Consider the following 26,713-nt stretch of genomic DNA (forward strand, 5'->3'; position numbering starts at 1 on the left):
TACCCGCGATTGCGTCACTGAATTCACTATCGCAATCGCGGGTAAACCCGCTCCTACAGGGTCCGCGTAGGGCTTGAGGATATTACTGGGCGCCTTCGAACCAGGCCAGCTTGTCGCGCAACTGCACCACCTCGCCGACGATCACCAGGGTCGGCGCATGCACTTCATGCTCCGCCACCAGTTGCGGCAGGTCGGCCAGGGTGCCGGTGAACACCCGCTGGTTCTTGGTGGTGCCCTGCTGCACCAGCGCCGCCGGGGTATCGGCGGCGCGGCCGTGGCGGATCAGCTCGGCGCAGATGGTCGGCAAGCCGACCAGCCCCATGTAGAACACCAGGGTCTGCGCCGGCGCGACCAGGTCGTTCCAGGGCAGGTTGCTGGTGCCGTCCTTGAGGTGCCCGGTAACGAAACGCACCGACTGCGCGTAATCCCGGTGGGTCAGCGGAATCCCGGCGTAGGCCGAGCAACCGCTGGCCGCCGTGATACCCGGCACCACCTGGAAGGGAATGCCCTGCTCCGCCAGTTCCTCGATCTCTTCGCCACCCCGGCCGAAGATGAACGGATCACCGCCTTTCAGGCGCAACACCCGCTTGCCCTGGCGCGCCAGATCCACCAACTGCTGGTTGATCTGCTCCTGTGGCACGGCGTGATCGGCGCGGCGCTTGCCGACATAGATACGCTCGGCATCGCGCCGGCACATCTCGATGATCGCCGGGGCGACCAGGCGGTCGTAGAGCACCACGTCGGCCTGCTGCATCAGGCGCAAGGCACGGAAGGTCAGCAGGTCCGGATCACCCGGGCCGGCACCGACCAGGTACACCTCGCCACCATTCTGTGCCGCCGCACCGTCGACCTTGGCCTGCAACAGGCGCTCGGCCTCGCCGCCCTGCCCGGCCAGCTGGCGTTCGGCGATCGGGCCCTGGAACACGTCTTCCCAGAAGCCGCGACGCTGGTTGACGTCCGGATACAGCTGCTTGACCCGATCGCGAAAACGCGCGGCGAGTCCGGCCAGTTCGCCATAGGCGGAGGGAATCCAGGCTTCCAGGCGGGCGCGGATCAAACGCGCCAGCACCGGGGCGTCACCGCCACTGGAAACCGCGACCACCAGCGGCGAACGGTCGACGATGGCCGGGAAGATCACCGAGCACAGCGCCGGCGCATCCACCACGTTCACCGGCACGCAGCGCCGCCGCGCATCCGCCGACACCTGCGCATTGAGCGCGGTGTCGTCGGTGGCGGCGATGATCAGCTGGCAGTCGTCCAGATCGCCTTCCTCATAGCCACGAGCCAGAAGTTCGCCACCACTCTGGACGGCCAACTCGGCGAGCTGGCTTTCGATTTCCGGCGCAACCACCCGCAGCTTCGCCCCGGCATCGGCCAGCAGGCGGGATTTGCGCAAGGCAATCTCGCCGCCGCCGACCACCAGTACCTGGCTGCCGCGCAAATTGTGGAACAGCGGCAGGAATTCCATTTAGCCGATGACCTCGATGCCGCCCATGTAGGGCTTGAGGACTTCCGGCACACGGATGCTGCCGTCGGCCTGCTGGTAGTTTTCCAGCACCGCGACCAGGGTCCGGCCGACGGCCAGGCCCGAACCATTGAGGGTGTGCACCAGCTCCGGCTTGCCGGTTTCCGGGTTGCGCCAGCGCGCCTGCATGCGGCGGGCCTGGAAGTCGCCACAGTTGGAGCACGAGGAAATCTCGCGGTACTTGTCCTGGCTCGGCACCCAGACTTCCAGGTCGTAGGTCTTCACGGCGCTGAAGCCCATGTCGCCGGTGCACAGGGCCAATACGCGGTATGGCAGCTCCAGGGCCTGGAGCACGCGCTCGGCGTTGGCGGTCAGGCCTTCCAGGGCTTCCATGGACTTCGAAGGCTCGACCACCTGGACCATCTCGACCTTGTCGAACTGGTGCTGGCGGATCATGCCGCGGGTGTCGCGACCCGACGCACCGGCTTCGCTGCGGAAGCACGGGGTGTGGGCGACGAACTTGATCGGCAGGTCCTTGGCGTCGACGATCTCGTTGGAAACGATGTTGGTCAGCGACACTTCGGCGGTCGGGATCAGGTAGAAGTCGGCCTCGCCTTCACGGCTGATCTTGAACAGGTCTTCCTCGAACTTCGGCAACTGGCCGGTGCCTTGCAGCGCCGGAGCCTGGACCAGGTACGGGGTGTAGGCCTCTTCGTAGCCGTGCTCGTTGATGTGCAGGTTGATCATGAACTGCGCCAGGGCGCGGTGCAGGCGGGCGATCGGACCGCGCAGCAGGGCGAAGCGCGCGCCGGACAGCTTGGCGGCGGTCTCGAAATCGAGGTAGCCGTTGCGCTCGCCGAGAGCGACGTGGTCCTGGATCGGGAAGTCGAACGCACGCGGGGTGCCCCAGCGGCGCACTTCGACGTTGCCGTCTTCGTCTTCGCCGACAGGCACGCTGGCGTCCGGCAGGTTGGGGATGGTCAGGAGGATCTGGTCCAGTTCGGTCTGGATCTCGTCCAGCTCGACCTTGCCGGCAGCCAGTTCGCCCGCCATGCGCTCGACGTCGGCCATCAGCGGGGCGATATCCTCGCCCTTGGCCTTGGCCTGGCCGATGGACTTGGAACGGGCGTTACGCTCGGCCTGCAGTTGTTCGGTACGGGTCTGCACCGTCTTGCGGCGCTCTTCCAGGGATTCGATGCGCGCGACATCCAGGCTGAAGCCACGGGAGGCCAGGCGGTCCGCCACTTCCTGAAGTTGGCCGCGTAACAGTTTGGAATCGAGCATGTCGTTCTCTCGTTATGGGTGGTGTTGGTTCAGATTCGGGTGATTGCCAGGCCGGCCCAGGTTGCAAGCAGGCCACCCAGCACGCTGACCGCGGCATAGCCGAAAGCCAGCGGCGCCTGCCCGCTTTCGAACAGGCGCACGGTATCCAGTGAAAAGGATGAAAACGTCGTCAGGCCGCCAAGGAAGCCGACGATCAGGCCGCCACGCAGTTCGACCGGCACGTACGGCCGATGCAGGAACAGTCCGTAGAGCAGGCCGATCAGCAGGCAGCCAACCAGGTTGACCGCCAGCGTACCGAGATAAAAGTGTCGAGGCCAGTGGCCAGCCACCCAATTGGAGGTGGCGAAGCGCAGCAGGGTCCCGGCGATGCCACCCGCGCTGACGGCGGCGATGAGTGCGATCACGGTTTTCTCCGTTGGCGGGGGCTGTTGCGGTCGAGTTCGGCCAACTGGCGCAGCTTCTCGCCGATCTTCAGTTCCAGGCCGCGTGGCACCGGCTGGTAGTAGTGGCGCGGTTCGAGTTCGTCGGGGAAGTAGTCTTCGCCGGCAGCGTAGGCGCCAGGTTCGTCGTGCGCGTAGCGGTATTCCTCGCCGTAGCCGAGCTGCTTCATCAGCTTGGTCGGTGCATTGCGCAGGTGCAGCGGCACTTCCAGCGAGCCGTGCTCGGACGCTTCGCGCAGCGCGGCCTTGAAGCCCATGTACACCGCGTTGCTCTTCGGCGCGCAGGCCAGGTAGGTGATGGCCTGGGCCACCGCCAGCTCGCCTTCCGGGCTGCCCAGGCGCTCCTGCACGTCCCAGGCCGACAGGCACAGGCTCAGGGCGCGGGGGTCGGCGTTGCCGATGTCCTCGCTGGCCATGCGCACTACGCGGCGGGCGAGGTACAGCGGGTCGCAGCCACCGTCGAGCATGCGCGCGAACCAGTACAGCGCGGCATCGGGATTGGAGCCGCGGATGGACTTGTGCAGTGCGGAAATCTGGTCGTAGAAGGCTTCGCCGCCCTTGTCGAAGCGCCGGCGGCTGTCGCCGAGCAGACTCTGCAGGAGCTCGGCGCCGATCTCGCCACCGTCGTCCGCCAGGTCCGAGGCGTTTTCCAGGAAGTTGAGCATGCGCCGGCCATCGCCGTCGGCCGCGGCCAGGAGCATGGCGAAGGCTTCATCGGACAGGCGCAGGTTGCGCTTGCCGAGGCCGCGCTCTTCCGTCAGCGCCCGCTGCACCAATCGGCGCAGGGCCTCTTCGTCGAGGCTCTTGAGCACGTAGACCCGCGCCCGCGACAACAGCGCGTTGTTCAGTTCGAACGAAGGGTTTTCGGTGGTGGCGCCGATGAATATCAGCGTGCCGTCCTCGACATACGGCAGGAAGGCGTCCTGCTGCGACTTGTTGAAACGGTGCACTTCGTCGACGAAGAGGATGGTCCGCCGGCCGTACTGGGCCGCCTGCTGCTTGGCGATTTCCACCGCCTGGCGGATCTCCTTGACCCCGGCGAGCACCGCCGAGACCGTTTCGAAGTGCGCGTCGCAGAACTGCGCCAGCAGCCGCGCCAGGGTGGTCTTGCCGACCCCGGGCGGCCCCCAGAAGATCATCGAATGCAGCGCACCCTGCTCCAGGGCCTCGCGCAGCGGCTTGCCGCGGGCCAGCAAATGCTGCTGCCCGACGTATTCGTCCAGGTTGGCCGGGCGCATGCGCGCGGCCAGGGGCTGGGCAACCGGTTCACTGCGAAACAGGTCCATGGACGGCTGTACGACCTCTTATTCCTGGATCACATCCGCGCCTTTGGGGATGTCGAACTTGAACTTGCTCGCCGGGATCGCCTCGTTGGCCTTGACCCCGGTGAAGATGATGTTGGTGCGCTGGCCGACACTGTCGATCAGTTGCATGTCATTGACCAGGCCTTTGCGGAACGATAGGCGCAGGGAGTCGAACAGGGTGTCCTTGGTCTTCGGGCGCAGTTCGAAGTCCATGATCTCGCCCTGCTCCTTCGAGCTGATGTCGAAGCTCTGGCTGATCTTCGACACGTCGCCGGAGAGCAGCAGCGCCGGCGTCTGGGTCAGGCGCTCGTCGAGCTTCTTGACGGTCGCCTGCTCCAGGTCCGGGTCCCACAGGGTGACCTTGGCACCGTCGGAGACCACCACCTGCTCCTGCGGCGCGTCGGTGTGCCAGTAGAACAGGCCCGGACGCTGCACCGCCATCTGCCCGGTGGTTTCCTGCAGCTGGGTGCCGCTGGCGTCGAGGGTCAGCTGGGAGAAGTTGGCACTGATGGTCTTCGAGTTGTTCAACAGCTGGGTCAGGCGGGCCACGTCGGCTTCACCGGCGAACACCGCGGCGCTGGACAGGCCCAGCGCGGAAACCAACATCATGCGAATCAGGCGCATGGCAATCCTCGTTGCAGAATGAATGAACCGGCAGGCGTCGTTGCCCGCCGGTGAAACCGGGGTATCAGTCCCGCGGCGATCCCGGCGCGATGACTTCGCGGGAGCCGTTGGTGTTCATCGGCGTGACCACGCCGGCCATTTCCATGGCCTCGATCATCCGCGCGGCGCGGTTGTAACCGATCTTCAGCTTGCGCTGTACCGCGGAAATCGAGGCACGGCGGCTTTCCAGGACGAACTGTACGGCTTCGTCGTAGAGCGCGTCGGTCTCGGCGTCCTCGCCGCCTTCACCGCCGCCGCCGCCATCGAAGCCGCTGCCGGCTTCCTCGACACCATTGAGGATGTCGTCGTTGTAGTCCGGGGCGCCACGCAGTTTCCACGCCTCGACGACGCGGTGCACTTCGTCGTCGGAGACGAAGGCGCCGTGCACACGGATCGGCAGGCTGGTACCCGGCGGCATGTAGAGCATGTCACCGTGGCCGAGCAGTTGCTCGGCGCCGCCCTGGTCGATGATGGTCCGCGAGTCGATCTTGCTCGATACCTGGAAGGCCATCCGCGTCGGGATGTTGGCCTTGATCAGGCCGGTGATCACGTCCACCGACGGCCGCTGGGTGGCGAGGATCAGGTGGATGCCGGCGGCCCGCGCCTTCTGCGCGATACGGGCGATCAGCTCTTCGACCTTCTTGCCGACGATCATCATCATGTCGGCGAATTCGTCCACGACCACCACGATGGTCGGCAGTGTGGTCAGGGTCGGCGGCACGTCGTCCATGCTTTCGCGGCGGAACATCGGGTCGAAGATCGGTTCGCCGGCTTCCTCGGCGTCCTTGACCTTGCGGTTGAAGCCCGCCAGGTTGCGCACGCCCATGGCCGCCATCAGCTTGTAGCGCCGCTCCATCTCGGCGACGCTCCAGCGCAGGGCGTTGGCGGCGTCCTTCATGTCGGTGACCACCGGGCAGAGCAGGTGCGGGATGCCTTCGTAGATCGACAGTTCGAGCATCTTCGGGTCGATCATGATCAGCTTGGCGTCCTGCGGGCTCGACTTGAACAGGATCGACAGGATCATGGCGTTGACGCCCACCGACTTACCCGAGCCGGTGGTACCGGCCACCAGCAGGTGGGGCATCTTCGCCAGGTCGGTGATCACCGGCTTGCCGCCGATGTCATGCCCCAGGGCCATGGTGACCGGCGACTTGGCCTCGTCGTACTGCGGCGACGACAGCACTTCGGAGAAGCGCACGATCTGCCGGTCTTCGTTGGGGATCTCGATGCCGACGGTGGTCTTGCCGGGAATCACCTCGACCACGCGCACGCTGGTCACTGCCAGGGAACGGGCAAGGTCCTTGGCCAGGTTGGCAATGCGGCTGACCTTGACGCCAGCGGCCGGCTGGATTTCGTAGCGGGTGATCACCGGGCCCGGGTGGATCGAATCCACCGAGACCTCGACGCCGAATTCCTTGAGCTTGATTTCCAGCAACTGGCCGACGCCGGCCAGGGATTCCGGGGAATAGTTGACCTTCTTCTGCTCGGCCGGATCGAGAATGGAGATCGGTGGCAGGGTGCCTTCGACAGCGCTGTCGACGAACAGTGGTGCCTGTTTCTCCTTCTGCACGCGCTTGCTCGGCTCCGGCGCCTTGGCCGGGGCGGGCATGATCACGGGCGGGGTCTTGTCCTCGCGCTCGGCGACATGCCTGGCCAGGGCCTGGTCGCGTTCGATGATGCGCTCGCGGGCCTTGGCCTGCTCGCGGCGGTCCGGAACCACCGGGGCCACCACTTCATTGACCTGCACATCGACCTCGCGCAATTGCGCGACCAGTTGCTTGCGCTCGTTGCGCGCCGCCCACCAGCGGCTGGCAGCGCCCTGGAACAGCTCGAAGAGGTCGAGGGTGATCTTGCCGGTGATGTCCATGACCTTGAACCACGACAGGTCGGTGAACACGGTCAGGCCGAAGAGGAACAGGGCGATGAACATCAGGGTACTGCCCTGCACGTTCAGGGCGTTCTTCGCCAGGTCGCCGAGGCTTTCGCCCAGCGCGCCGCCCGCCGAGGCCGGCAGGCTGGGCGTGGAATGGAAATGGATATGCGCCAGGGCGGCGCCGGAGAGGACCAGAAACACCAGCCCGATCAGGCGCCAGGAGAACAGCCAGCCGCTCCACTGCCAGGGCTGGTGGCGCTCGCGGAAGATCTGCCAGGTCTTGATCGCCAGCAACAACGGGAAGATATAGGCGAAGTAACCCAGGACCATGAACAGGATGTCGGCGAAGAATGCACCGGCACGGCCCGCAGCGTTCTGCACCTGATCGACGTTGCTGGTGTGACTGAAGCCAGGATCGGCCTGGTCGTAGGTCAGCAAGGCCATCCACAAATAAAGGCACAGGGCGCCCATGGCAATCAGGGCACCTTCCTTGAGCCTGTAGTGCAACTGCTGGCGCCAGAGCGGCTCGGGATTGGGTGTTGCTGTGGGTTTCTTCAAAACTCGTCTATTCCTGCGCTACTTGCGCGTCCAACCGTGATTGACCAAGGGGGCCGGTCAACAAATCACTACTTTTATCATTACTGCCGATCGATCGCCATGGCGGCTCGGCGGAACAAGCCATGACGGGATCAAATTCCCATGTAACAATTTGAGCACGCATTTTCTTTTGTGACAAAGGCTTATACGGGGTTTTTGCGTAGTTGGGACAACTGCCCTGCGCTTAAGTTGCGCCCCGGGCAACTGGCCACTACCGACCAGGCGCGGATGCGTCTGCGCCGGGCTTGTCCCACGGCGCGCTTTCGGGTCATGCTGGGCGCCCTCCCCTGCCCCGCCACCACGCGAACCTTCACCATGCTGACCTGGCTGAACCGTACCAACCTGGACTTCCCACCACTGGAAAAAGCCCTGCGCGAGCCCAACGGCCTGCTCGCCGCCGGCGGTGACCTGCGCCCGGAACGCCTGGTCCAGGCATACCGCCACGGCTGCTTCCCGTGGTACCAGGACGGCCAGCCTATCCTCTGGTGGTCGCCGGACCCGCGTACGGTGGTGTTCCCCGATGAACTGCATGTCTCGCGCTCGCTGCGCAAGGTCATGCGTCAGGGCCGTTACCAGGTCAGCTTCGACCAGGACTTCACCGCAGTCATCAGCGCCTGCGCCGCGCCGCGGGCCTATGCCGACGGCACCTGGATCACCGACAGCATGCAGGCGGCCTATGTCGAGCTGCATCGCCAGGGCCTCGCCCATTCCGTGGAGGTGCGCCGCGACGGCGAACTGGTGGGCGGGCTGTATGGCCTGGCCATGGGCAGGCTGTTCTTCGGCGAGTCGATGTTCAGCCGCGCCGACAATGCCTCCAAGGTCGGTTTCGTAAGCCTGGTCGAACACCTGCGCGAAGCCGGCTTCGTCCTCATCGACTGCCAGATGCCCACCGAGCACCTGCACAGTCTTGGTGCCCGCCCCATCGCCAGGGCAACCTTCGCCGATTATCTGCGTCAATATCTGGACCAGCCCAATCGCGCCACGTGGATCTGCACACAAGTCGTTACCTAGGCGAGTTTTCATAGCTGGCTTACACTTAGAAAAACACCTGCCGAGGGGTTGATCATGACCGAGTTGGCGCGCCTGAAGTTCTATGCCACTCAACCCCATGCCTGCAGCTACCTGCCTGACGAGCAGGCCACCACGCTGTTCCTCGATCCGAGCCAGCCAATGGACGCCACCGTCTATGCGGACCTGTCGGAAATGGGCTTTCGTCGCAGTGGCGACCATCTTTATCGGCCCCACTGCCAGAACTGCAATGCCTGCGTGCCGGCGCGGATCCCGGCTGCGCGCTTCACCCCGAATCGCCAGCAGAAACGCATCATCAAGCGCAACACCGACCTGGTGGTGACCGCCGCGCGGCCATCCTTCAATGAAGAGTACTTCGACCTGTACCGGCGCTATATAGAGCAGCGCCATTCGGACGGCGACATGTACCCGCCCAGCCGCGACCAGTTTTCCACCTTCCTGGTCCGCGACCTCCCGTTCTCGCGCTTCTACGAATTCCGCCTGGACGGCCGCCTGGTCGCCGTGGCGGTGACAGACCTGCTGCCCAACGGCCTGTCGGCGGTCTACACCTTCTACGAGCCGAACGAGGAACGACGCAGCCTCGGCCGCTTTGCCATCCTCTGGCAGATCGGTGAAACCCTGCGCCTGGGACTGGATGCGGTCTACCTGGGCTACTGGATCAAGAACTGCAAAAAAATGAACTACAAGACCCAATACCGCCCTATTGAACTGCTGATCAACCAGCGCTGGGTCACCCTGAACTGAAAACCTTGGCTTGACCTCCCTTTTTCGGGCACAATGCACGCCACTTTTTGTAGCCGGGTGCTTCTGTGGCCGGCCATAACTGAACACCGAGGGCTTTACTGCATGTCGAAAGAAGACAGCTTCGAAATGGAAGGCACTGTCGTCGACACCCTGCCCAACACCATGTTCCGCGTGGAGTTGGAAAACGGGCACGTCGTAACCGCGCACATCTCCGGAAAGATGCGCAAGAACTACATCCGTATCCTGACTGGCGACAAGGTCCGCGTCGAACTGACGCCGTACGACCTGAGCAAAGGGCGCATCACCTACCGCGCCCGCTAAAAGTCGATACGACGAAAAAGCCCGGCAGATGCCGGGCTTTTTCGTTGCTGCGGGAAAATCGCGGGGCGAACCCCGCGACAATCGTCAGGCCATTTCCGCCGTGGTTTCGAAGTCGAAGACCAGTTCGCCATCGCGGATGTCGACATGCACCACGCCGCCATGCTCGGCCAGCTCGCCGAACAGGATCTCCTCGGCCAGCGGCCGCTTGATCTTGTCCTGAATAAGCCGGGCCATCGGCCGCGCGCCCATCTGCGCATCGTAGCCACCGGTAGCCAGCCAGCTGCGCGCCGCGTCGGACACTTCCAGAAGGACACGCTTGTCCTCCAGTTGCGCCTGCAGTTCGGTGAGGAACTTGTCCACCACGCTCTTGATGGTCTCGTGAGTGAGGCGACCGAACTGGATGATGGTATCCAGGCGGTTGCGGAACTCCGGCGTGAAGCTTTTCTTGATCACTTCCATCGCATCGGACGAGTGATCCTGGTGGGTGAAACCGATCGACGCACGCGCCGCGGTTTCCGCGCCGGCGTTGGTAGTCATGATCAGGATCACGTTGCGGAAATCCGCCTTGCGCCCATTGTTGTCGGTCAGCGTGCCGTGGTCCATCACCTGCAGCAGCAGGTTGAAGACTTCCGGATGCGCCTTCTCGATCTCGTCGAGCAGCAACACGCAGTGCGGCTGCTTGGTGATCGCCTCGGTGAGCAGGCCACCCTGGTCGAAACCGACATAGCCCGGAGGCGCACCGATCAGGCGCGACACGGTGTGCCGCTCCATGTACTCGGACATGTCGAAGCGTACCAGCTCGACCCCCAGTGCTTTGGCCAGTTGCCGCGCCACTTCGGTCTTGCCCACCCCGGTCGGACCGGAGAACAGGAAGGAACCGACCGGCTTGTCCGGCGCCTTGAGGCCCGCACGGGACAGCTTGATCGCCGTGGAAAGCGAATCGATCGCCGCATCCTGGCCGAACACCGTCAGCTTCAGGTCGCGCTCCAGGTTACGCAGCAGTTCCTTGTCGGAGCTGGTGACGTGCTTTGGCGGAATCCGCGCGATCTTGGCAACGATGTCCTCGACCTGCGGCACTTCGATGCGCTTGACCCGCGCCTCGACCGGCTGCAGGCGCTGGTAGGCACCCGCCTCGTCGATCACGTCGATGGCCTTGTCCGGCATGTGCCGGTCATTGATGTAGCGCGCCGCCAGCTCGGCCGCGGCACGCAGGGCTTCGTCGCTGTACTCGATGCTGTGGTGCGATTCGAAACGACCTTTCAGCCCGCGCAGGATGCCGACGGTGTCCTCCACCGATGGCTCGCTGACATCGACCTTCTGGAAGCGCCGCGCCAGGGCCCGATCCTTCTCGAAGATGCCGCGGAATTCCTGGAAGGTGGTGGAACCGATGCAACGGATATCACCGGAGGAAAGCAGCGGCTTGAGCAGGTTGGAGGCGTCCATCACCCCACCGGATGCCGCACCGGCGCCGATGATGGTGTGGATCTCGTCGATGAACAGGATTGCCTGCGGACGTTTGCGCAGTTCGCCGAGCAGCGCCTTGAAGCGTTTCTCGAAGTCGCCGCGGTACTTGGTCCCGGCCAGCAAGGCACCGAGGTCCAGCGAGTAGACCACGCTGTGGGACAGCAGGTCCGGCACCTGGCCGTCGACGATACGCTTGGCCAGGCCTTCGGCGATGGCGGTCTTGCCGACACCGGCCTCACCCACCAGCAGCGGGTTGTTCTTGCGACGCCGGGCAAGGATCTGCGCGACCCGCTCGACTTCGGTCTCACGTCCGACGAGAGGATCGATCCGGCCCTGGCGGGCGAGTTCGTTGAGGTTGCTCGCATAGGCGTCCAGCGGATTGCCCGACGACGAGGTTTCCCCGCCATCTTCGTCCTGCATGTCCTGCTCGCCTTCCTGGTGTTCGCCGTGCCCCGGCACCTTGGAGATGCCATGGGCGATGTAGTTGACCACATCGATGCGGGCGACACTCTGTTGCTTGAGCAGGAACACCGCCTGGCTTTCCTGCTCGCTGAAAATCGCTACCAGCACATTGGCGCCGGTCACTTCACGCTTGCCCGAGCTCTGTACATGGAAAACGGCACGCTGCAGCACCCGCTGGAAGCCCAGGGTCGGCTGGGTCTCGCGGTCCTCGTCATGGACGGGGATCAACGGCGTGGTGGAGTCGATGAACTCCTGCAGATCGTGTTTGAGCTTGTCGAGATTTGCCCCGCATGCACGCAATACCGTGGCGGCGGCCTCGTTGTCCAGCAATGCCAGCAGAAGGTGCTCGACGGTCATGAACTCATGACGCTTCGAGCGCGCCTCCTTGAAGGCCAGATTGAGGGTGACTTCGAGCTCGCGGTTTAACATAGCTTCACCTCATACCCAAGTGGTCGGCGATTAACCGTCCTTCTCGATTTCACAGAGTAGCGGATGCTGGCTTTCCCTTGCGTATTGGTTGACCTGCATGGCCTTGGTCTCGGCGATGTCGCGGGTAAACAATCCGCACACTGCCCGTCCTTCTGTATGGACGGCCAGCATGACCTTGGTCGCCAGCTCGCGGTTCAGGTTGAAAAACACCTCGAGCACTTCGACGACGAAATCCATCGGCGTGTAGTCATCGTTGAACAAAACCACCTTGTACATCGGTGGCGCCTGCAGCGCTGGCTTGGCCTCCTGTACGGCCAGGCCGGCACCATCGTCCTCATGCGATTGCGGGCGATCCTGATTGAATGTTAGTCGAATCTGGCTATGTGCATGCATGGAAAGAATTTCATCATTTCGACAGGTTAAGGTTGTGGGTTGACCGCTGTAACCGGCGCAGAATACGGCCGTCGCCTGACCTTGACTATCGGCAAAACGGTGTTACAACCATTAAGAACCCACCGTGGTCGTAAAGATCCGCGCAGTCAACCAGGAATTTCGCAGGTTCGTATGCGGATGGAGTGGATGATACTCCAGTGATGGAGTCCTTTGCAGAGGGATATGAGGATGGCAAGCGGTAAAGTCAAGTGGTTCAACAATGCCAAGGGTTTCGGCTTCATCAATGAAGATGGCAAACCCGAGGATCTGTTCGCTCATTTCTCGGCAATCCAGATGGATGGCTACAAGACCCTGAAGGCCGGACAGTCCGTGACGTTCGAAATCGTCCAGGGCCCGAAGGGATCGCAAGCCATCAACATTCGTGGAGCCATGGTCGCCAGCGAGGCGCAGACCACTTCCCACACCACTGCGAACGTCTGACCCGCACCGGCGACACAGCGTGAAACAGGCCATCTGCCAGGAAGCGGATGGCCTGTTTTGCGTTACATGTGCTTGATCAGCGCCGCGCCGAAGCCGGACGACGAAACCAGGGTCGCGCCCTCCATCAGGCGCTCGAAGTCATAGGTCACGGTCTTGGCCCGGATCGCACCGTTGGTGCCCTTGATGATCAGGTCGGCCGCCTCGGTCCAGCCCAGGTGACGCAGCATCATCTCGGCCGAGAGGATCACCGAGCCCGGGTTGACCTGGTCCTTGCCGGCATATTTCGGCGCGGTTCCGTGGGTCGCCTCGAACATGGCCACGGTGTCGGACAGGTTGGCACCCGGGGCGATACCGATGCCGCCCACTTCCGCCGCCAGGGCGTCGGAGAGGTAGTCGCCATTGAGGTTGAGGGTGGCGATCACGTCATACTCCGCAGGGCGCAGCAGGATCTGCTGGAGCATGGCGTCGGCGATGGCGTCCTTGACGATGACTTCACGCCCGGTCCTAGGGTTCTTGAACTTCATCCACGGGCCGCCGTCGAGCAGCTCGGCGCCGAACTCGTTCTTCGCCACCTCGTAGCCCCAGTCCTTGAAGGCACCTTCGGTGAACTTCATGATGTTGCCTTTATGCACGATGGTCAGCGACTTGCGGTCGTTGTCCACGACATACTGCAGGGCCTTGCGCACCAGGCGCTGGGTGCCCTCCTTCGAGACCGGCTTGACGCCGATACCGCAGTCCTGGTCGAAACGGATCTTGGTGACGCCCATTTCTTCCTTGAGGAACTTGATGACCTTGTTCGCCTCGGGCGAGCCGGCCTTCCACTCGATGCCGGCGTAGATGTCCTCGGAGTTCTCGCGGAAGATCACCATGTCGACGTCGCCTGGCTTCTTCACCGGGCTCGGCACACCGTCGAACCACACCACCGGGCGCAGGCAGACATACAGGTCGAGTTGCTGGCGCAGGGCCACGTTGAGGGAGCGGATGCCGCCACCGACCGGGGTGGTCAGCGGGCCCTTGATGGAAACCACGTAGTCCTTCACCGCATCGAGGGTTTCCTGGGGCAGCCAGGTGTCCTGGTCATACACCTGGGTGGCCTTTTCGCCGGCATAGACTTCCATCCAGGAAATCTTGCGCTTGCCGCCGTAAGCCTTCTCGACCGCAGCGTCGACCACCTTGATCATGACCGGGGTGACATCGACGCCGATGCCGTCGCCCTCGATGAACGGGATGATCGGATTGTCTGGAACATTGAGAGAATGGTCTGCGTTGACGGTGATTTTGTCGCCGACTGCCGGAACCTCGATTTTCTGGTATCCCATGCTGCACTCCGCTTTTTCTTGGTTTGAAGTCATGCAATCCCCAGAGCCTAACCCAGTTGGCGGCGAACGGAAACCTCGTCGCAAAAACCGTCACAAAGCCGAAAAAAGCTCTACATCTTTGGTCTAAAAACGACTATCCGACAGCTTCACCTTGCTGATTAGGACGAAGGAATTGGTATACTGCGCCGGTGACTCAAGGGTCACTCGGGGCGAGATGTCCGCTACAGGCCCCACGGCCCCGACAAGACTGAGCTGTTACCGCAGTTCAGCCGTTTGACACTCGACTGATGCAACCCACCATCACAGCCTGGAATCCTCGACTTTCCGCTCATGGATGTGTCTGAGCGAAGCGCTTACCCTGCGCGCCCTACCGAGATTCCGAGCACGCTCAGCAAAACAGAGAGTTAACCCGAATATGTCCACCCGTTCGAAGATCATCTACACCTTCACCGACGAAGCCCCCGCCCTCGCCACCTTCTCCCTGCTGCCCATCGTCGAAGCCTTCACCGCTACCGCCGACATCGCGGTAGAAACCCGGGACATCTCTCTCGCGGGCCGCATCCTTTCCGCCTTCCCAGAACAGCTCGGCGCCGACAAGCAAGTGGCCGACCACCTGGCGGAACTTGGCCAACTGGCGACCACCCCGGAAGCCAACATCATCAAGCTGCCGAACATCAGCGCCTCGGTACCGCAGCTGAAGGCCGCGATCAAGGAACTGCAAGGCAAGGGCTTCAACGTCCCGGACTACCCGGAAGCACCGGCCAACGATGCCGAAAAAGAAGCCCGCGCTCGCTACGACCGCATCAAGGGCAGCGCCGTGAACCCGGTCCTGCGCGAAGGCAACTCCGACCGCCGCGCCCCGCTGTCGGTCAAGAACTACGCACGCAAGCACCCGCACAAGATGGGCGCCTGGGCTGCCGATTCGAAATCCCACGTCGCGCACATGAGCAGCGGCGACTTCTACGGCAGCGAGAAAGCCGCGCTGATCGAAGCCGATGACAGCCTGCGCATCGAACTGCTGGGCAAGGACGGCGCCACCACCGTCCTGAAAGAGAAGACTGCGGTCAAGGCCGGCGAGATCGTCGACTGCGCGGTCATGAGCACCAAGGCCCTGCGCGCCTTCGTCGCCAAGGAAATCGAAGACGCCAAGGCCAACGGCGTACTGCTTTCGGCCCACCTGAAAGCCACCATGATGAAGGTCTCCGACCCGATCATGTTCGGCCAGATCGTCGCCGAGTACTACGCCGACGCGCTGAACAAGCACGCAGCAGTCCTGGAAGAAATCGGCTTCAACCTGAACAACGGCATCGGCGACCTGTACGCCCGCATCAAGGCCCTGCCAGCCGAACAGCAGGCACAGATCGAAGCCGACATCCAGGCCGTCTACGCCGTTCGCCCGGCCCTGGCCATGGTCAACTCCGACAAGGGCATCACCAACCTGCACGTGCCGAGCGACGTGATCGTCGACGCCTCGATGCCGGCCATGATCCGTGACTCGGGCAAGATGTGGAACGCCGCCGGCGAACTGCAGGACACCAAGGCACTGATCCCGGATCGCTGCTACGCGACCATCTACCAGGCCGTGATCGAAGACTGCAAGAAACACGGCGCCTTCGACCCGACCACCATGGGCAGCGTGCCGAACGTCGGCCTGATGGCCCAGAAAGCCGAAGAGTACGGCTCCCACGACAAGACCTTCCAGGCCAAGGTCGATGGCACCATCCGCGTCCTGGACAGCAAGGGCAACCTGCTGCTGCAACAGGAAGTGGAAGCGGGCGACATCTTCCGCATGTGCCAGACCAAGGACGCGCCGATCCAGGACTGGGTCAAGCTGGCTGTCAACCGTGCCCGCGCAAGCAGCACCCCGGCGATCTTCTGGCTCGACCCGCAACGCGCCCACGACGGCGTGCTGATCGAGAAGGTCCAGGCCTACCTGAAGAACCACGACACCACCGGCCTGGACATCCGCGTCCTGTCCCCGGTCGAGGCGATGAAGGTTTCCCTGGAGCGCATCCGCGCTGGCCAGGACACCATCTCGGTCACCGGCAACGTACTGCGCGACTACCTGACCGACCTGTTCCCGATCATGGAACTGGGCACCAGCGCCAAGATGCTGTCGATCGTCCCGCTGATGAACAACGGCGGCCTGTTCGAGACCGGCGCCGGCGGTTCGGCACCGAAGCACGTGCAGCAGCTGGTCGAGGAAAACTTCCTGCGCTGGGACTCGCTGGGTGAGTTCCTCGCCCTGGCCGCTTCCCTGGAGCACCTGGGCAACGCCTACGCCAACCCGAAAGCCAACGTGCTGGCGGCTACCCTGGACCAGGCCACCGGCCAGTTCCTGGATACCAACAAGTCCCCTGCGCGCAAGGTCGGCGGTATCGACAACCGTGGCAGCCACTTCTACCTGACCCTGTACTGGGCCCAGGCACTGGCTGCACAAACCGAAGACGCCGCACTGCAGGCGCGCTTCGCCCCGCTGGCCAAGGCACTGACCGAGAACGAAGCGACCATCGTCGCCGAGCTCAACGCCGTGCAAGGCAAACCAGCCGAGATCGGTGGCTACTACTTCACCGACGCCGAGCTGACCAGCAAGGTGATGCGCCCAAGCCAGACCTTCAACAGCGCGATCGCCGCACTGTAAGAGCGTCAGCTTGAAGCAATGAAGGAAAACCCCGGCCACGCACCGGGGTTTTTCTTTTCCGCCACACTTTCCGAAGGACCGAACATGACCTGGCAACCCCACATCACCGTCGCCACCATCGTCGAAGACCAGGGCCGCTTCCTTATGGTCGAGGAATTCAAGGCCGGCAAGCACGTCTTCAACCAGCCCGCCGGCCACCTCGAAGCCAACGAAAGCCTGCTCCAGGCCGCCCTGCGCGAAACCCTCGAAGAAACCGCCTGGGATGTCGAACTCACCGGCGTGGTCGGCATCTACCTCTACACAGCCCCAAGCAACGGCGTGACCTATCAGCGCATCTGCTTCGCCGCCAAGCCTGTGAAGCACCATGCCGATCGCGCCCTGGACAGCGATATCGTCCGCGCCGTGTGGATGACCCGCGAGGAACTGCTCGCCGATCCCCAGCGCTGGCGCAGCGAACTGGTGCCGCAGTGCATCGACGACTACCTCGCCGGACCGCTGCACAGCCTGGCACTGATCCGTAATTAAGGCGCCTTTAGCCTTGCAGGACGCAGCCTGATAGAATCGTCGTCTTTTTCCAGATACGCACCCATGCCCATGTCCGAACCAGCTCTCCAAGAACCCGAAAAGACGCGCGTCATCGTCGGCATGTCCGGCGGCGTGGACTCTTCCGTTTCCGCCCTCCTGCTGATGGAGCAGGGCTACCAGGTGGAAGGCCTGTTCATGAAGAACTGGGAAGAGGACGACGGCACCGAGTACTGCACCGCCCGCGAAGACCTGGCCGACGCCCAGGCCGTGTGCGACCGCATCGGCATCAAGCTGCACACCGCCAACTTCGCCGCGGAATACTGGGACAACGTCTTCGAGCATTTCCTCGAAGAGTACAAGGCCGGCCGTACACCGAACCCGGACATCCTGTGCAACCGGGAAATCAAGTTCAAGGCGTTCCTCGACTACGCGCTGTCCCTCGGCGCCGACCTGATCGCCACCGGCCACTACGTGCGCCGCCGCGATATCGACGATCGCACCGAACTGCTCAAGGGCCTGGACCCGAACAAGGACCAGAGCTACTTCCTTCACGCCGTCGGCGGCGAGCAGATCGCCCGCACCCTGTTCCCGGTGGGAGAGCTGGAGAAGCCGGAAGTCCGTGCCATCGCCGAGAAACACGGCCTGGCCACGGCGAAGAAGAAGGACTCCACCGGCATCTGCTTTATCGGTGAGCGCCGCTTCAGCGACTTCCTCAAGCAGTACCTGCCAGCCCAGCCCGGCGAAATCCAGACCACCGACGGCGAAGTCATCGGCCAGCACCACGGCCTGATGTACCACACCATCGGCCAGCGCCAGGGCCTCGGCATCGGCGGCCTCAAGGACGCCGGCGACGAGCCGTGGTACGTGCTGGAAAAGGACCTGTCGCGCAACGTGCTGGTGGTCGGCCAGGGTAACGAACACCCGTGGCTGTTCTCCCGCGCGCTGCTCGCCTCGGAAATCTTCTGGGTCAACCCGATCGACCTGTCCGTGCCGCGGCGCCTGACTGCCAAGGTGCGCTACCGCCAGAGCGACCAGGATTGCACCCTGGAGCGCACCGCCAGCGGCTACCGCGCGGTGTTCGACGAACCACAACGCGCCGTGACCCCGGGCCAGTCCGTGGTGTTCTACGACGGCGAAGTCTGCCTCGGTGGCGGCGTGATCGAGATCGCCGAGCCGTGGAGCGCGCGCGGATGAACCAGACGCAGGAGCAATTGATCGCCCTGGGCGGCGTATTCCAGGCCGCCGTGCTGGTGGACCGCATCGCCCGTACCGGCTCGGCCAGTGAAGCCAACATCGGCTGCATGCTCGGCAGCCTGCTGGTGCGCGACCCCAAGGACACCCTGGAAGTCTTCGGCGGCGACGATATCAACCTGCGTGACGGCTACCGCGCCCTCGCCAGCGCCCTGGAGCGCGATCCCGGCAGCCTGCAGCGCGAGCCGCTGCGCTACGCCCTGTCGATGCTCGGCCTGGAGCGCCAGCTGGCCAAGCGTGGCGACATGCTGGAGACCATCGGCAACCGCCTGCCGCAGATCCAGTCCCAGGCAGATCACTTCGGCCTGGTTCACGAAAACGTCATCGCATCGAGCGGCGCGCTGTATCAGGATACGCTGAGCACCCTGCGCCAGCGCATCCAGGTCCACGGCGACATGCGTCACCTGCAGCAGACCAGCAACGCGTCGAAGATCCGTGCCCTGCTGCTCGCCGGCATCCGCGCCGCGCGGCTGTGGCGCCAGCTTGGCGGGCATCGCTGGCAGCTGGTGTTCAGCCGCCGCAAGCTGTTGCGCGAGCTGTATCCAATGCTTCGCGGCTGATAATTACCTTTTGTCAGCCACCCGACTCGGGCGCATTTATCGTGTATGATATGCGCCCTCTTAAAAGCCTGACTGTCCGAGAACACCCCATGCAGCTTTCCTCGCTCACTGCGGTTTCCCCTGTAGACGGCCGCTACGCCGGCAAAACCCAGGCCTTGCGCCCCATTTTCAGCGAATACGGCCTGATCCGTTTCCGCGCCCTGGTCGAAGTGCGCTGGCTGCAGCGCCTGGCTGCCCACCCGCAGATCGCCGAAGTCCCGGCCTTCTCCGCCGAAGCCAATGCCCTGCTCAACGGCCTGGCCGATGAGTTCGCCCTCGAGCACGCCGAGCGCGTCAAGGAAATCGAGCGCACCACCAACCACGACGTGAAGGCCATCGAGTACCTGCTCAAGGAGCAGGCTGCCAAGCTGCCGGAACTGGCCAAGGTCAGCGAGTTCATCCACTTCGCCTGCACCAGCGAGGACATCAACAACCTGTCCCACGCCCTGATGCTGCGCGAAGGCCGTGACAGCGTGCTGCTGCCGCTGATGCGCCAGATCGCCCAGTCGATCCGCGAACTAGCCCACCGCTTCGCCGACGTGCCGATGCTGTCGCGCACCCACGGCCAGCCGGCCTCGCCGACCACCCTGGGCAAGGAACTGGCCAACGTCGTCTACCGCCTGGAGCGGCAGATCGCACAGGTTGCCGCCGTCCCGCTGCTGGGCAAGATCAACGGCGCCGTGGGCAACTACAACGCGCACCTGTCGGCCTACCCGCAGATCGACTGGGAAGCGAACGCCCGCGCCTTCATCGAGGACGAGCTGGGCCTGGTGTTCAACCCGTACACCACGCAGATCGAGCCGCACGACTACATCGCCGAGCTGTTCGACGCCATCGCCCGCTTCAACACCATCCTCATCGACTTCGACCGTGACGTCTGGGGCTACATCTCGCTGGGCTACTTCAAGCAGAAGACAGTCGCTGGCGAAATCGGCTCCTCGACCATGCCGCACAAGGTCAACCCGATCGACTTCGAGAACTCCGAAGGCAACCTGGGCATCGCCAACGCCCTGTTCCAGCACCTGGCCAGCAAGCTGCCGGTCTCGCGCTGGCAGCGCGACCTGACCGACTCCACCGTACTGCGCAACCTCGGTGTCGGCTTCGCCCACAGCGTGATCGCCTACGAAGCCAGCCTGAAAGGCATCGGCAAGCTGGAAATCAACACCGCACGCATCGCCGACGACCTGGACGCCTGCTGGGAAGTCCTGGCCGAGCCGATCCAGACCGTGATGCGTCGCTACAACATCGAAAACCCCTACGAGAAGCTCAAGGAGCTGACTCGTGGCAAGGGCATCAGCCCGGAAGCGCTGCTGACCTTCATCGACGGCCTGGACATGCCGGCCGACGCCCGCGAAGAACTGAAGAAGCTGACCCCGGCCAGCTACATCGGCAACGCAGCGGCGCAAGCCAAGCGCGTCTGATCCACGACCCGCGTTTTAACGCCCGGCCGAGCCGGGCGTTTTTATTCCTGAAAGAAAATTGTCTTTTTTCAATAGGTTACTCATGAATCCTGATATCCCACTGCAGCTTCTCGGCGGTTTGACCGCGCGCCAGTTCATGCGCGACTACTGGCAGAAAAAACCGTTGCTGGTCCGTCAGGCCTTTACCGATTTCGAAAGCCCCATCGACGCCGACGAACTGGCCGGCCTGGCCCTGGAAGAGGAAGTCGAATCGCGCCTGGTCCTCGAACACGGCGAGACCCTATGGGAGCTGCGCCGCGGCCCGTTCACCGAGGAAACCTTCGGCACCCTGCCGGAGCGCGACTGGACCCTGCTGGTGCAATCGGTCGACCAGTTCGTCCCGGAAGTCGGCGAACTGCTGGAGCACTTCCGCTTCCTGCCGAGCTGGCGCATCGACGACGTGATGATCAGCTTCGCCGCGCCAGGCGGCAGCGTCGGCCCGCACTTCGACAACTACGACGTGTTCCTGCTCCAGGGCCATGGCAAGCGCAACTGGAAGATCGGGCAGATGTGCAACAGCGACAGTCCGCTGCTGGAACACGCCGACCTGCGCATCCTCGCCGACTTCGAACAGAGCGACGAGTGGGTCCTGGAGCCGGGCGACATGCTCTACCTGCCGCCACGCCTGGCCCACTACGGCGTCGCCGAGGACAACTGCCTGACCTACTCGGTAGGTTTCCGCGCACCGAGCGCTGCCGAAGTCCTGACCCACTTCACCGACTTCCTCGGCCAGTTCCTCACCGACGAAGAGCGCTACAGCGATGCCGATGCCCAGCCAGTCAGCGACGATCCGCACCAGATCCAGCACGACGCGCTCGGCCGCCTGAAAAGCCTGCTCAACGAGCACATGGGCGACGAGCGCCTGCTGCTGACCTGGTTCGGCCAGTTCATGACCGAGCCGCGCTACCCCGAGCTGGTCAGCGGCGAAGAGTTGAGCGAGGAAGAACTGGTCGACAGCCTGGAACAGGGCGCGATCATCATCCGCAACCCGAGCGCACGCCTGGCCTGGTCCGAGGTAGACGACAACCTGCTGCTGTTCGCCAGCGGCCAGAGCCGCCTGCTGCCGGGCAACCTGCGCGAGCTGCTGAAGCTGATCTGCTCCGCCGATGCCCTGCACGCCGAAAACCTGGGCGACTGGCTGGGCGACGAAGTCGGCCTGGAACTGGTCTGCCAACTGGTCAAGCAAGGAAGCCTGGGGTTCGCCAATGAATAAGATCAAGGTCCGCCTGGCCGACTGGCACAAGGACAATGCGGATATCCGCCGCATCCGCGAGGCGGTGTTCATCGCCGAGCAGAGCGTGCCGCCGGAGCTGGAATGGGATTCCGACGACAACGACGCGATCCACTTCCTCGCCGTCGAGGATGACTACGCCATCGGCACCGCGCGCCTGCTGCAGGACGGCCAGATCGGCCGGGTTTCGGTGCTCAAGGACTGGCGTGGAATGAAGGTCGGCGATGCACTGATGCAGGCGGCCATCGTCGAGGCGCAGAACCGTGACCTGAGCCAGCAGATGCTGACGGCGCAGACCCATGCCACGGCCTTCTACGAGCGTCTGGGGTTCCGCGTGGTCAGCGAGGAGTTCCTGGAAGCCGGGATTCCGCACGTGGACATGGTGCGCGACTCGAAACCGCTGTAACCCTGATCGCTGCGGTTCGGCGCCCCGACAAGCCAGGCTCCCACAGGGTCCGAAGCGACTCGTACCCTGTGGGAGCCTGGCTTGCCAGCGATGAAGCCCTCAAAACCACAGCAAATCCTCCCGGGCGCAAACAATCTTTGCCATCATGTCCACTCCCACCTGCGGAGATCATGGACATGCCGCTACGCCCCCTGCTCGCCTCCCTGCTTCTGTCGTTCAGCCTCAACGCGCTGGCCGCCACCGAAGTCCTGCCCCTGAACCACCGCACCAGCGCCGAGATCCTCCCCACCGCGCAAGCCTTCCTGGGCAAGGATGGCACGGTCAGCGCTTTCGAGAACAAGCTGATCGTCAAGGCCGATCCTGGCAAGATCGACGAACTTCGCACCCTCCTGCGTGATCTCGATACCGCACCGAAGCGCCTGCTGATCAGCGTCGACAACAGCGACAGCAACTTCCAGGACAACCGCGGCAATGCCCGCATCATCCGCTATGGCACGGCCAACCGCGAAGGTGGACTGCAACAGATCCAGGCCAGTGAAGGCACGCCGGCGCTGATCCAGGTCGGCCAGAGCATCCCCGTCACCACCGCCCAGACCGACAGCTACGGCCGCCTGCAGAGCCAGACCGAATACCGCAACGTCACCCAGGGCTTCTACGTCACCGCCAGCGTCGCCGGCGACACCGTGCACCTGAACATAAGTACCAACAATGACCGTATGAGCCAGGAACGTCCCGATGTAGTGAAAGTACAAAGTACCGACACGAAGGTCACCGGCAAGCTGGGTGAATGGATCACTCTGGCAGGGGTCAATGGTCAAAGTCAGGCCGAACGCTCTGCTTCGGCCCTCTCCTACTCCACCCAGCGAGGTGAAAACATGACATTGCGGGTAAAAGTCGACGAATTGGACTGAGCCCACGGAAATCAAGGCCTCGACCAACGGCCTTGAAACTGACTGATGAGTCGTATTAGACCAAAGATGTAGTGGAGTGAAAAAAGCACTACAAAACATTTGACGCCCCCGAATCGCAGAGGCATGATGGCCCCGCTCCCGCTAATCAGGGGCCCTGGCAAGGGCCTTCGGGTCGCGCTTCGAACTACCCCCGAAGCCGGTTCGTGTCTGTACAGCCCACAAGGCGCGTTGGACGAGATTACGACTGGAACGAAGTTGTCCCGAGGGACGGAAGCGCATCAAACGGTACATGGCACACCCTGATCGAAGCAGCACGGCAACCACGAGCCAACCTGCCCGACGGACGCCCGCACCTGCTCACTTCCTCCTCCGAGCCCCATCGTTCAACGTCGCGATTTCGCCCAACTAGACTGATACATCGCCAGCGCCCCTGAGCCGCGAGCATTCGGTGCTGCCCCTGTACGAACAGCGCAGCCGACAGAGCGAACATTTTTCACCAAGACCTATGCGACGAGGTTTATTTCCATGGCACTGACACGCGAACAGCAAATTGCAGCCCTCGAAAAAGACTGGGCCGAGAACCCGCGCTGGAAAGGCGTGACCCGTACCTACACCGCTGCCGATGTCGTCCGTCTGCGTGGTTCGATCCAGCCAGAGCACACCCTGGCTCGTCTGGGCGCGGAAAAACTGTGGAACCTGGTGACCAAGGGCGCGCATCCGTCCTTCCGCCCTGAGAAAGATTTCGTCAACTGCATGGGCGCCCTGACCGGCGGCCAGGCTGTACAACAGGTCAAGGCCGGCATCCAGGCCATCTACCTGTCCGGCTGGCAAGTGGCTGCCGACAACAACTCGGCCGAATCCATGTACCCAGACCAGTCCCTGTACCCAGTGGACTCGGTACCGACCGTGGTCAAGCGCATCAACAACTCGTTCCGTCGCGCCGACCAGATCCAGTGGAAAGCCGGCAAGAACCCGGGCGACGAAGGCTACGTCGACTACTTCGCGCCAATCGTGGCTGACGCCGAAGCCGGTTTCGGCGGCGTCCTGAACGCCTACGAACTGATGAAGAACATGATCGAAGCAGGCGCCGCCGGCGTTCACTTCGAAGACCAGCTGGCTTCCGTGAAGAAGTGCGGCCACATGGGCGGCAAGGTACTGGTTCCGACCCAGGAAGCCGTGCAGAAACTGACCGCTGCCCGCCTGGCCGCCGACGTTGCTGGCGTACCGACCATCATCCTGGCCCGTACCGACGCCAACGCCGCTGACCTGCTGACCAGCGACTGCGACCCGTACGACCAACCGTTCGTGGTCGGCGACCGCACTCCGGAAGGTTTCTACAAGGTTCGCGCCGGCCTGGACCAGGCTATCGCCCGCGGCCTGGCCTACGCCCCTTATGCAGACCTGATCTGGTGCGAAACCGCCAAGCCGGACCTGGACGAGGCCCGTCGCTTCGCCGAAGCGATCAAGAAGGAATACCCGGACCAGATCCTGTCGTACAACTGCTCGCCTTCCTTCAACTGGAAGAAGAACCTGGACGACGCCACCATCGCCAAGTTCCAGCGCGAACTGTCGGCAATGGGCTACAAGCATCAGTTCATCACCCTGGCCGGCATCCACAACATGTGGCACGGCATGTTCAACCTGGCGCACGACTACGCCCGCAACGACATGACCGCCTACGTCAAGCTGCAGGAGCAGGAATTCGCTGACGCATCGAAGGGCTACACCTTCGTTGCCCACCAGCAGGAAGTCGGCACCGGCTACTTCGACGACATGACCACCGTGATCCAGGGTGGCAAGTCTTCGGTGACCGCGCTGACCGGCTCCACCGAAGAAGAGCAGTTCCACTGATACACACGCTGTAAATTCGGGTGACACTCGAAGCCCGGGACCTGTGATGGGGTTCCGGGCTTCGTTTTATTATCTGCGCCCTGCGCGTGGCGATCCTTTGGCTATGCTTGCAGGCACGCCATACGAAAGGACCGGCCATGCCCCGCTCCGTGACCCTGCTCGCCCTCGCCCTGCTGGGCGGCGCCCTCTATCTATATGCACTGTCCGCCGACAGCATCTGGCTGGCCCTGGCAGCCAAGCCGGTTCCAGTGCTGATGCTGCTGATCTGGCTGCTCGACGCACCGACAACCCCGTATCGCCGCGGAATAGTGTTTGGCCTCAGCCTGTCCATCGTCGGTGACCTGGCCCTGGCATGGCCAGGCGACCTGTTTGCCGCCGGCTTGGCGGCGTTCCTCTGCGCCCACCTGGCCTACCTCTGGGCCTACCTGGACAAGACCCGCACGCCCGCCACCGGCGCCCTGCTGATCGCTACGCTGTGCGGCACGGGACTGTTCGGCCTGCTGGCCTGGCACGGCCTCGGCCCGTTGCTGATACCAGTGGCACTCTACGCCCTGACCATCAGCGCCATGCTCTGGCGCGCCCTCGCCTGTGGTGGCCTGGCGGGCATCGGCGCGGTGAGCTTCGTGTTCTCCGACAGCCTGATCGGCATCGACCGCTTCGTCAGTCCCTTCGCTGCCGCCCCCTACCTGATCATCCTGTTCTACTGGCTGGGCCAGTGGGCAATCGCGGCGTCGGCGCAACCAGCAGCACCCACCGGAACATTGACCCATGGCGCAACGACCCCGAACAAAAGCGTCTAGAACAAGGGCTGCAAATAACTTGCAGGCCAAACAAGCAATGAACTTCTTAGTTGACTGGAACAGTAGGAATAACAGCAACCGCTCAAATGATATTAATTATCATTCCGAAACTTGCCGTTCATTACGCCAGGAAAGAAACATAATTAACGAAAGCGACGACAATGCCCGAAACACAAGGCTTTCAGCGAGTTACGAAAGATTTTTGTTCTTAATCCTACGAATAAATTTGCAGCAGAAATTTTACTTGCACCAGGTTTACCCATAAAATCAGCGCGATAGATTCCGCTGCGACATATCGTCACTGCTCTACTTCTTTTCACGCTCAGAGACCACGTGCTCTGTTAAGGATTCTCAGCATGCCCGATTCGACCGGACTGATCGCCCACAACTGGGGTTTCGCCATTTTCCTGTTGGGTGTCGTCGGCCTCTGTGCCTTCATGCTCGGCCTGTCCAGCCTGCTCGGTAGCAAGGCCTGGGGTCGCAGCAAGAACGAACCGTTCGAATCCGGCATGCTGCCTACCGGCGGCGCCCGTCTGCGCCTGTCGGCCAAATTCTATCTGGTCGCGATGCTGTTCGTGATCTTCGATATCGAAGCCCTCTTTCTCTTTGCATGGTCTGTGTCCGTCCGCGAAAGCGGCTGGACCGGATTCGTCGAAGCACTCGTTTTCATAGCAATTCTGTTGGCTGGTCTTGTCTACCTTTGGCGGGTCGGGGCGCTCGATTGGGCTCCCGTGGGTCGCCGCAAGCGGCAAGCGAAGCTGAAACAATGAG

At 63.0% G+C, this 26,713-nt stretch carries 24 protein-coding genes; 15 read left to right on the top strand and 9 right to left on the bottom strand.

Annotation, left to right across the window (positions count from 1 at the left end; genetic code table 11):
- Positions 1-82 precede the first annotated feature (82 nt).
- From cysG to ftsK, 6 genes are all read right to left on the bottom strand, one after another.
- A complete protein-coding gene (gene cysG, locus V0R59_RS22560; RefSeq protein WP_330077053.1) occupies positions 83-1,468 on the bottom strand; it encodes a siroheme synthase CysG in 1,386 nt (461 codons plus the stop codon).
- Positions 1,469-2,749: a serine--tRNA ligase gene (gene serS / locus V0R59_RS22565; RefSeq protein ID WP_330077052.1), complete on the bottom strand. Its 1,281-nt coding sequence runs from the start codon at positions 2,747-2,749 to the stop codon at positions 1,469-1,471.
- Between the two features lie 29 nt (positions 2,750-2,778).
- Positions 2,779-3,153: a fluoride efflux transporter CrcB gene (crcB, locus tag V0R59_RS22570; RefSeq protein ID WP_330077051.1), complete on the bottom strand. Its 375-nt coding sequence runs from the start codon at positions 3,151-3,153 to the stop codon at positions 2,779-2,781.
- Complete coding sequence (locus V0R59_RS22575) at positions 3,150-4,475, bottom strand: replication-associated recombination protein A (RefSeq protein WP_330077050.1); 1,326 nt, start codon at positions 4,473-4,475, stop codon at positions 3,150-3,152. Before V0R59_RS22575 ends, crcB begins: the two co-directional genes overlap by 4 nt.
- A gap of 18 nt (positions 4,476-4,493) precedes the next feature.
- A complete protein-coding gene (gene lolA, locus V0R59_RS22580; RefSeq protein WP_330077049.1) occupies positions 4,494-5,117 on the bottom strand; it encodes an outer membrane lipoprotein chaperone LolA in 624 nt (207 codons plus the stop codon).
- Between the two features lie 64 nt (positions 5,118-5,181).
- On the bottom strand, positions 5,182-7,587 hold the full coding sequence (gene ftsK, locus V0R59_RS22585; protein ID WP_330077048.1) for a DNA translocase FtsK: 2,406 nt from the start codon (positions 7,585-7,587) through the stop codon (positions 5,182-5,184).
- 354 nt (positions 7,588-7,941) lie between these two features.
- Here ftsK and aat point away from each other — a divergent pair, with 354 nt between their 5' ends.
- From aat to infA, 3 genes are all read left to right on the top strand, one after another.
- Complete coding sequence (aat, locus tag V0R59_RS22590) at positions 7,942-8,637, top strand: leucyl/phenylalanyl-tRNA--protein transferase (RefSeq protein ID WP_330077047.1); 696 nt, start codon at positions 7,942-7,944, stop codon at positions 8,635-8,637.
- A gap of 54 nt (positions 8,638-8,691) precedes the next feature.
- Positions 8,692-9,399: an arginyltransferase gene (locus tag V0R59_RS22595; RefSeq protein ID WP_330077046.1), complete on the top strand. Its 708-nt coding sequence runs from the start codon at positions 8,692-8,694 to the stop codon at positions 9,397-9,399.
- A gap of 102 nt (positions 9,400-9,501) precedes the next feature.
- Complete coding sequence (gene infA / locus V0R59_RS22600) at positions 9,502-9,720, top strand: translation initiation factor IF-1 (RefSeq protein ID WP_002553999.1); 219 nt, start codon at positions 9,502-9,504, stop codon at positions 9,718-9,720.
- 84 nt (positions 9,721-9,804) lie between these two features.
- Here the strand turns inward: infA and clpA are convergent, their stop codons facing one another.
- Positions 9,805-12,075 carry an ATP-dependent Clp protease ATP-binding subunit ClpA gene (clpA, locus tag V0R59_RS22605; protein ID WP_330077045.1) on the bottom strand — a complete coding sequence of 757 codons (2,271 nt, stop codon included), beginning with the start codon at positions 12,073-12,075 and terminating at the stop codon, positions 9,805-9,807.
- Between the two features lie 30 nt (positions 12,076-12,105).
- Entirely contained in the window at positions 12,106-12,468 is a 363-nt protein-coding gene (gene clpS, locus V0R59_RS22610; RefSeq protein WP_045188377.1) for an ATP-dependent Clp protease adapter ClpS, read from the bottom strand.
- A gap of 222 nt (positions 12,469-12,690) precedes the next feature.
- Here clpS and cspD point away from each other — a divergent pair, with 222 nt between their 5' ends.
- Positions 12,691-12,948 carry a cold shock domain-containing protein CspD gene (gene cspD, locus V0R59_RS22615; RefSeq protein WP_330077044.1) on the top strand — a complete coding sequence of 86 codons (258 nt, stop codon included), beginning with the start codon at positions 12,691-12,693 and terminating at the stop codon, positions 12,946-12,948.
- 62 nt (positions 12,949-13,010) lie between these two features.
- Here the strand turns inward: cspD and icd are convergent, their stop codons facing one another.
- Positions 13,011-14,267 carry an NADP-dependent isocitrate dehydrogenase gene (icd, locus tag V0R59_RS22620; protein ID WP_330077043.1) on the bottom strand — a complete coding sequence of 419 codons (1,257 nt, stop codon included), beginning with the start codon at positions 14,265-14,267 and terminating at the stop codon, positions 13,011-13,013.
- Between the two features lie 415 nt (positions 14,268-14,682).
- On the opposite strand from icd, the gene V0R59_RS22625 reads away from it, so the two are divergent.
- The 11 genes from V0R59_RS22625 (at position 14,683) to V0R59_RS22675 (ending at position 26,712) form a co-directional block, all read left to right on the top strand.
- On the top strand, positions 14,683-16,908 hold the full coding sequence (locus V0R59_RS22625; protein ID WP_330077042.1) for an NADP-dependent isocitrate dehydrogenase: 2,226 nt from the start codon (positions 14,683-14,685) through the stop codon (positions 16,906-16,908).
- A gap of 84 nt (positions 16,909-16,992) precedes the next feature.
- Positions 16,993-17,433, top strand: coding sequence for an NUDIX hydrolase (locus tag V0R59_RS22630; RefSeq protein ID WP_330077041.1), 441 nt, complete (start codon positions 16,993-16,995; stop codon positions 17,431-17,433).
- 69 nt (positions 17,434-17,502) lie between these two features.
- Positions 17,503-18,627 carry a tRNA 2-thiouridine(34) synthase MnmA gene (gene mnmA, locus V0R59_RS22635; RefSeq protein WP_330077040.1) on the top strand — a complete coding sequence of 375 codons (1,125 nt, stop codon included), beginning with the start codon at positions 17,503-17,505 and terminating at the stop codon, positions 18,625-18,627.
- Positions 18,624-19,244 carry a high frequency lysogenization protein HflD gene (gene hflD / locus V0R59_RS22640; protein WP_330077039.1) on the top strand — a complete coding sequence of 207 codons (621 nt, stop codon included), beginning with the start codon at positions 18,624-18,626 and terminating at the stop codon, positions 19,242-19,244. Before mnmA ends, hflD begins: the two co-directional genes overlap by 4 nt.
- Positions 19,245-19,333: 89 nt before the next feature.
- The gene (purB, locus tag V0R59_RS22645; protein ID WP_330077038.1) at positions 19,334-20,704 is read left to right on the top strand and encodes an adenylosuccinate lyase; all 1,371 of its coding nucleotides are present in this window, start codon (positions 19,334-19,336) and stop codon (positions 20,702-20,704) included.
- Between the two features lie 82 nt (positions 20,705-20,786).
- Positions 20,787-21,956 (top strand): ribosomal protein uL16 3-hydroxylase, encoded by a 1,170-nt coding sequence (locus V0R59_RS22650; protein WP_330077037.1) that lies wholly within the window; start codon positions 20,787-20,789, stop codon positions 21,954-21,956.
- Positions 21,949-22,380, top strand: coding sequence for a GNAT family N-acetyltransferase (locus tag V0R59_RS22655; RefSeq protein ID WP_330077036.1), 432 nt, complete (start codon positions 21,949-21,951; stop codon positions 22,378-22,380). Before V0R59_RS22650 ends, V0R59_RS22655 begins: the two co-directional genes overlap by 8 nt.
- Positions 22,381-22,556: 176 nt before the next feature.
- A complete protein-coding gene (locus V0R59_RS22660; protein ID WP_330077035.1) occupies positions 22,557-23,291 on the top strand; it encodes a secretin N-terminal domain-containing protein in 735 nt (244 codons plus the stop codon).
- 525 nt (positions 23,292-23,816) lie between these two features.
- Positions 23,817-25,142 (top strand): isocitrate lyase, encoded by a 1,326-nt coding sequence (aceA, locus tag V0R59_RS22665; RefSeq protein WP_075803220.1) that lies wholly within the window; start codon positions 23,817-23,819, stop codon positions 25,140-25,142.
- Positions 25,143-25,279: 137 nt separating this feature from the next.
- Positions 25,280-25,942, top strand: coding sequence for a lysoplasmalogenase (locus V0R59_RS22670; protein ID WP_330077034.1), 663 nt, complete (start codon positions 25,280-25,282; stop codon positions 25,940-25,942).
- Positions 25,943-26,298: 356 nt separating this feature from the next.
- Positions 26,299-26,712, top strand: coding sequence for an NADH-quinone oxidoreductase subunit A (locus V0R59_RS22675; RefSeq protein WP_009400986.1), 414 nt, complete (start codon positions 26,299-26,301; stop codon positions 26,710-26,712).
- Position 26,713: the final 1 nt, after the last annotated feature.

The sequence above is a fragment of the Pseudomonas ulcerans genome, assembly GCF_036324125.1.
GTDB classification, from domain to species: Bacteria; Pseudomonadota; Gammaproteobacteria; order Pseudomonadales; family Pseudomonadaceae; genus Aquipseudomonas; species Aquipseudomonas ulcerans.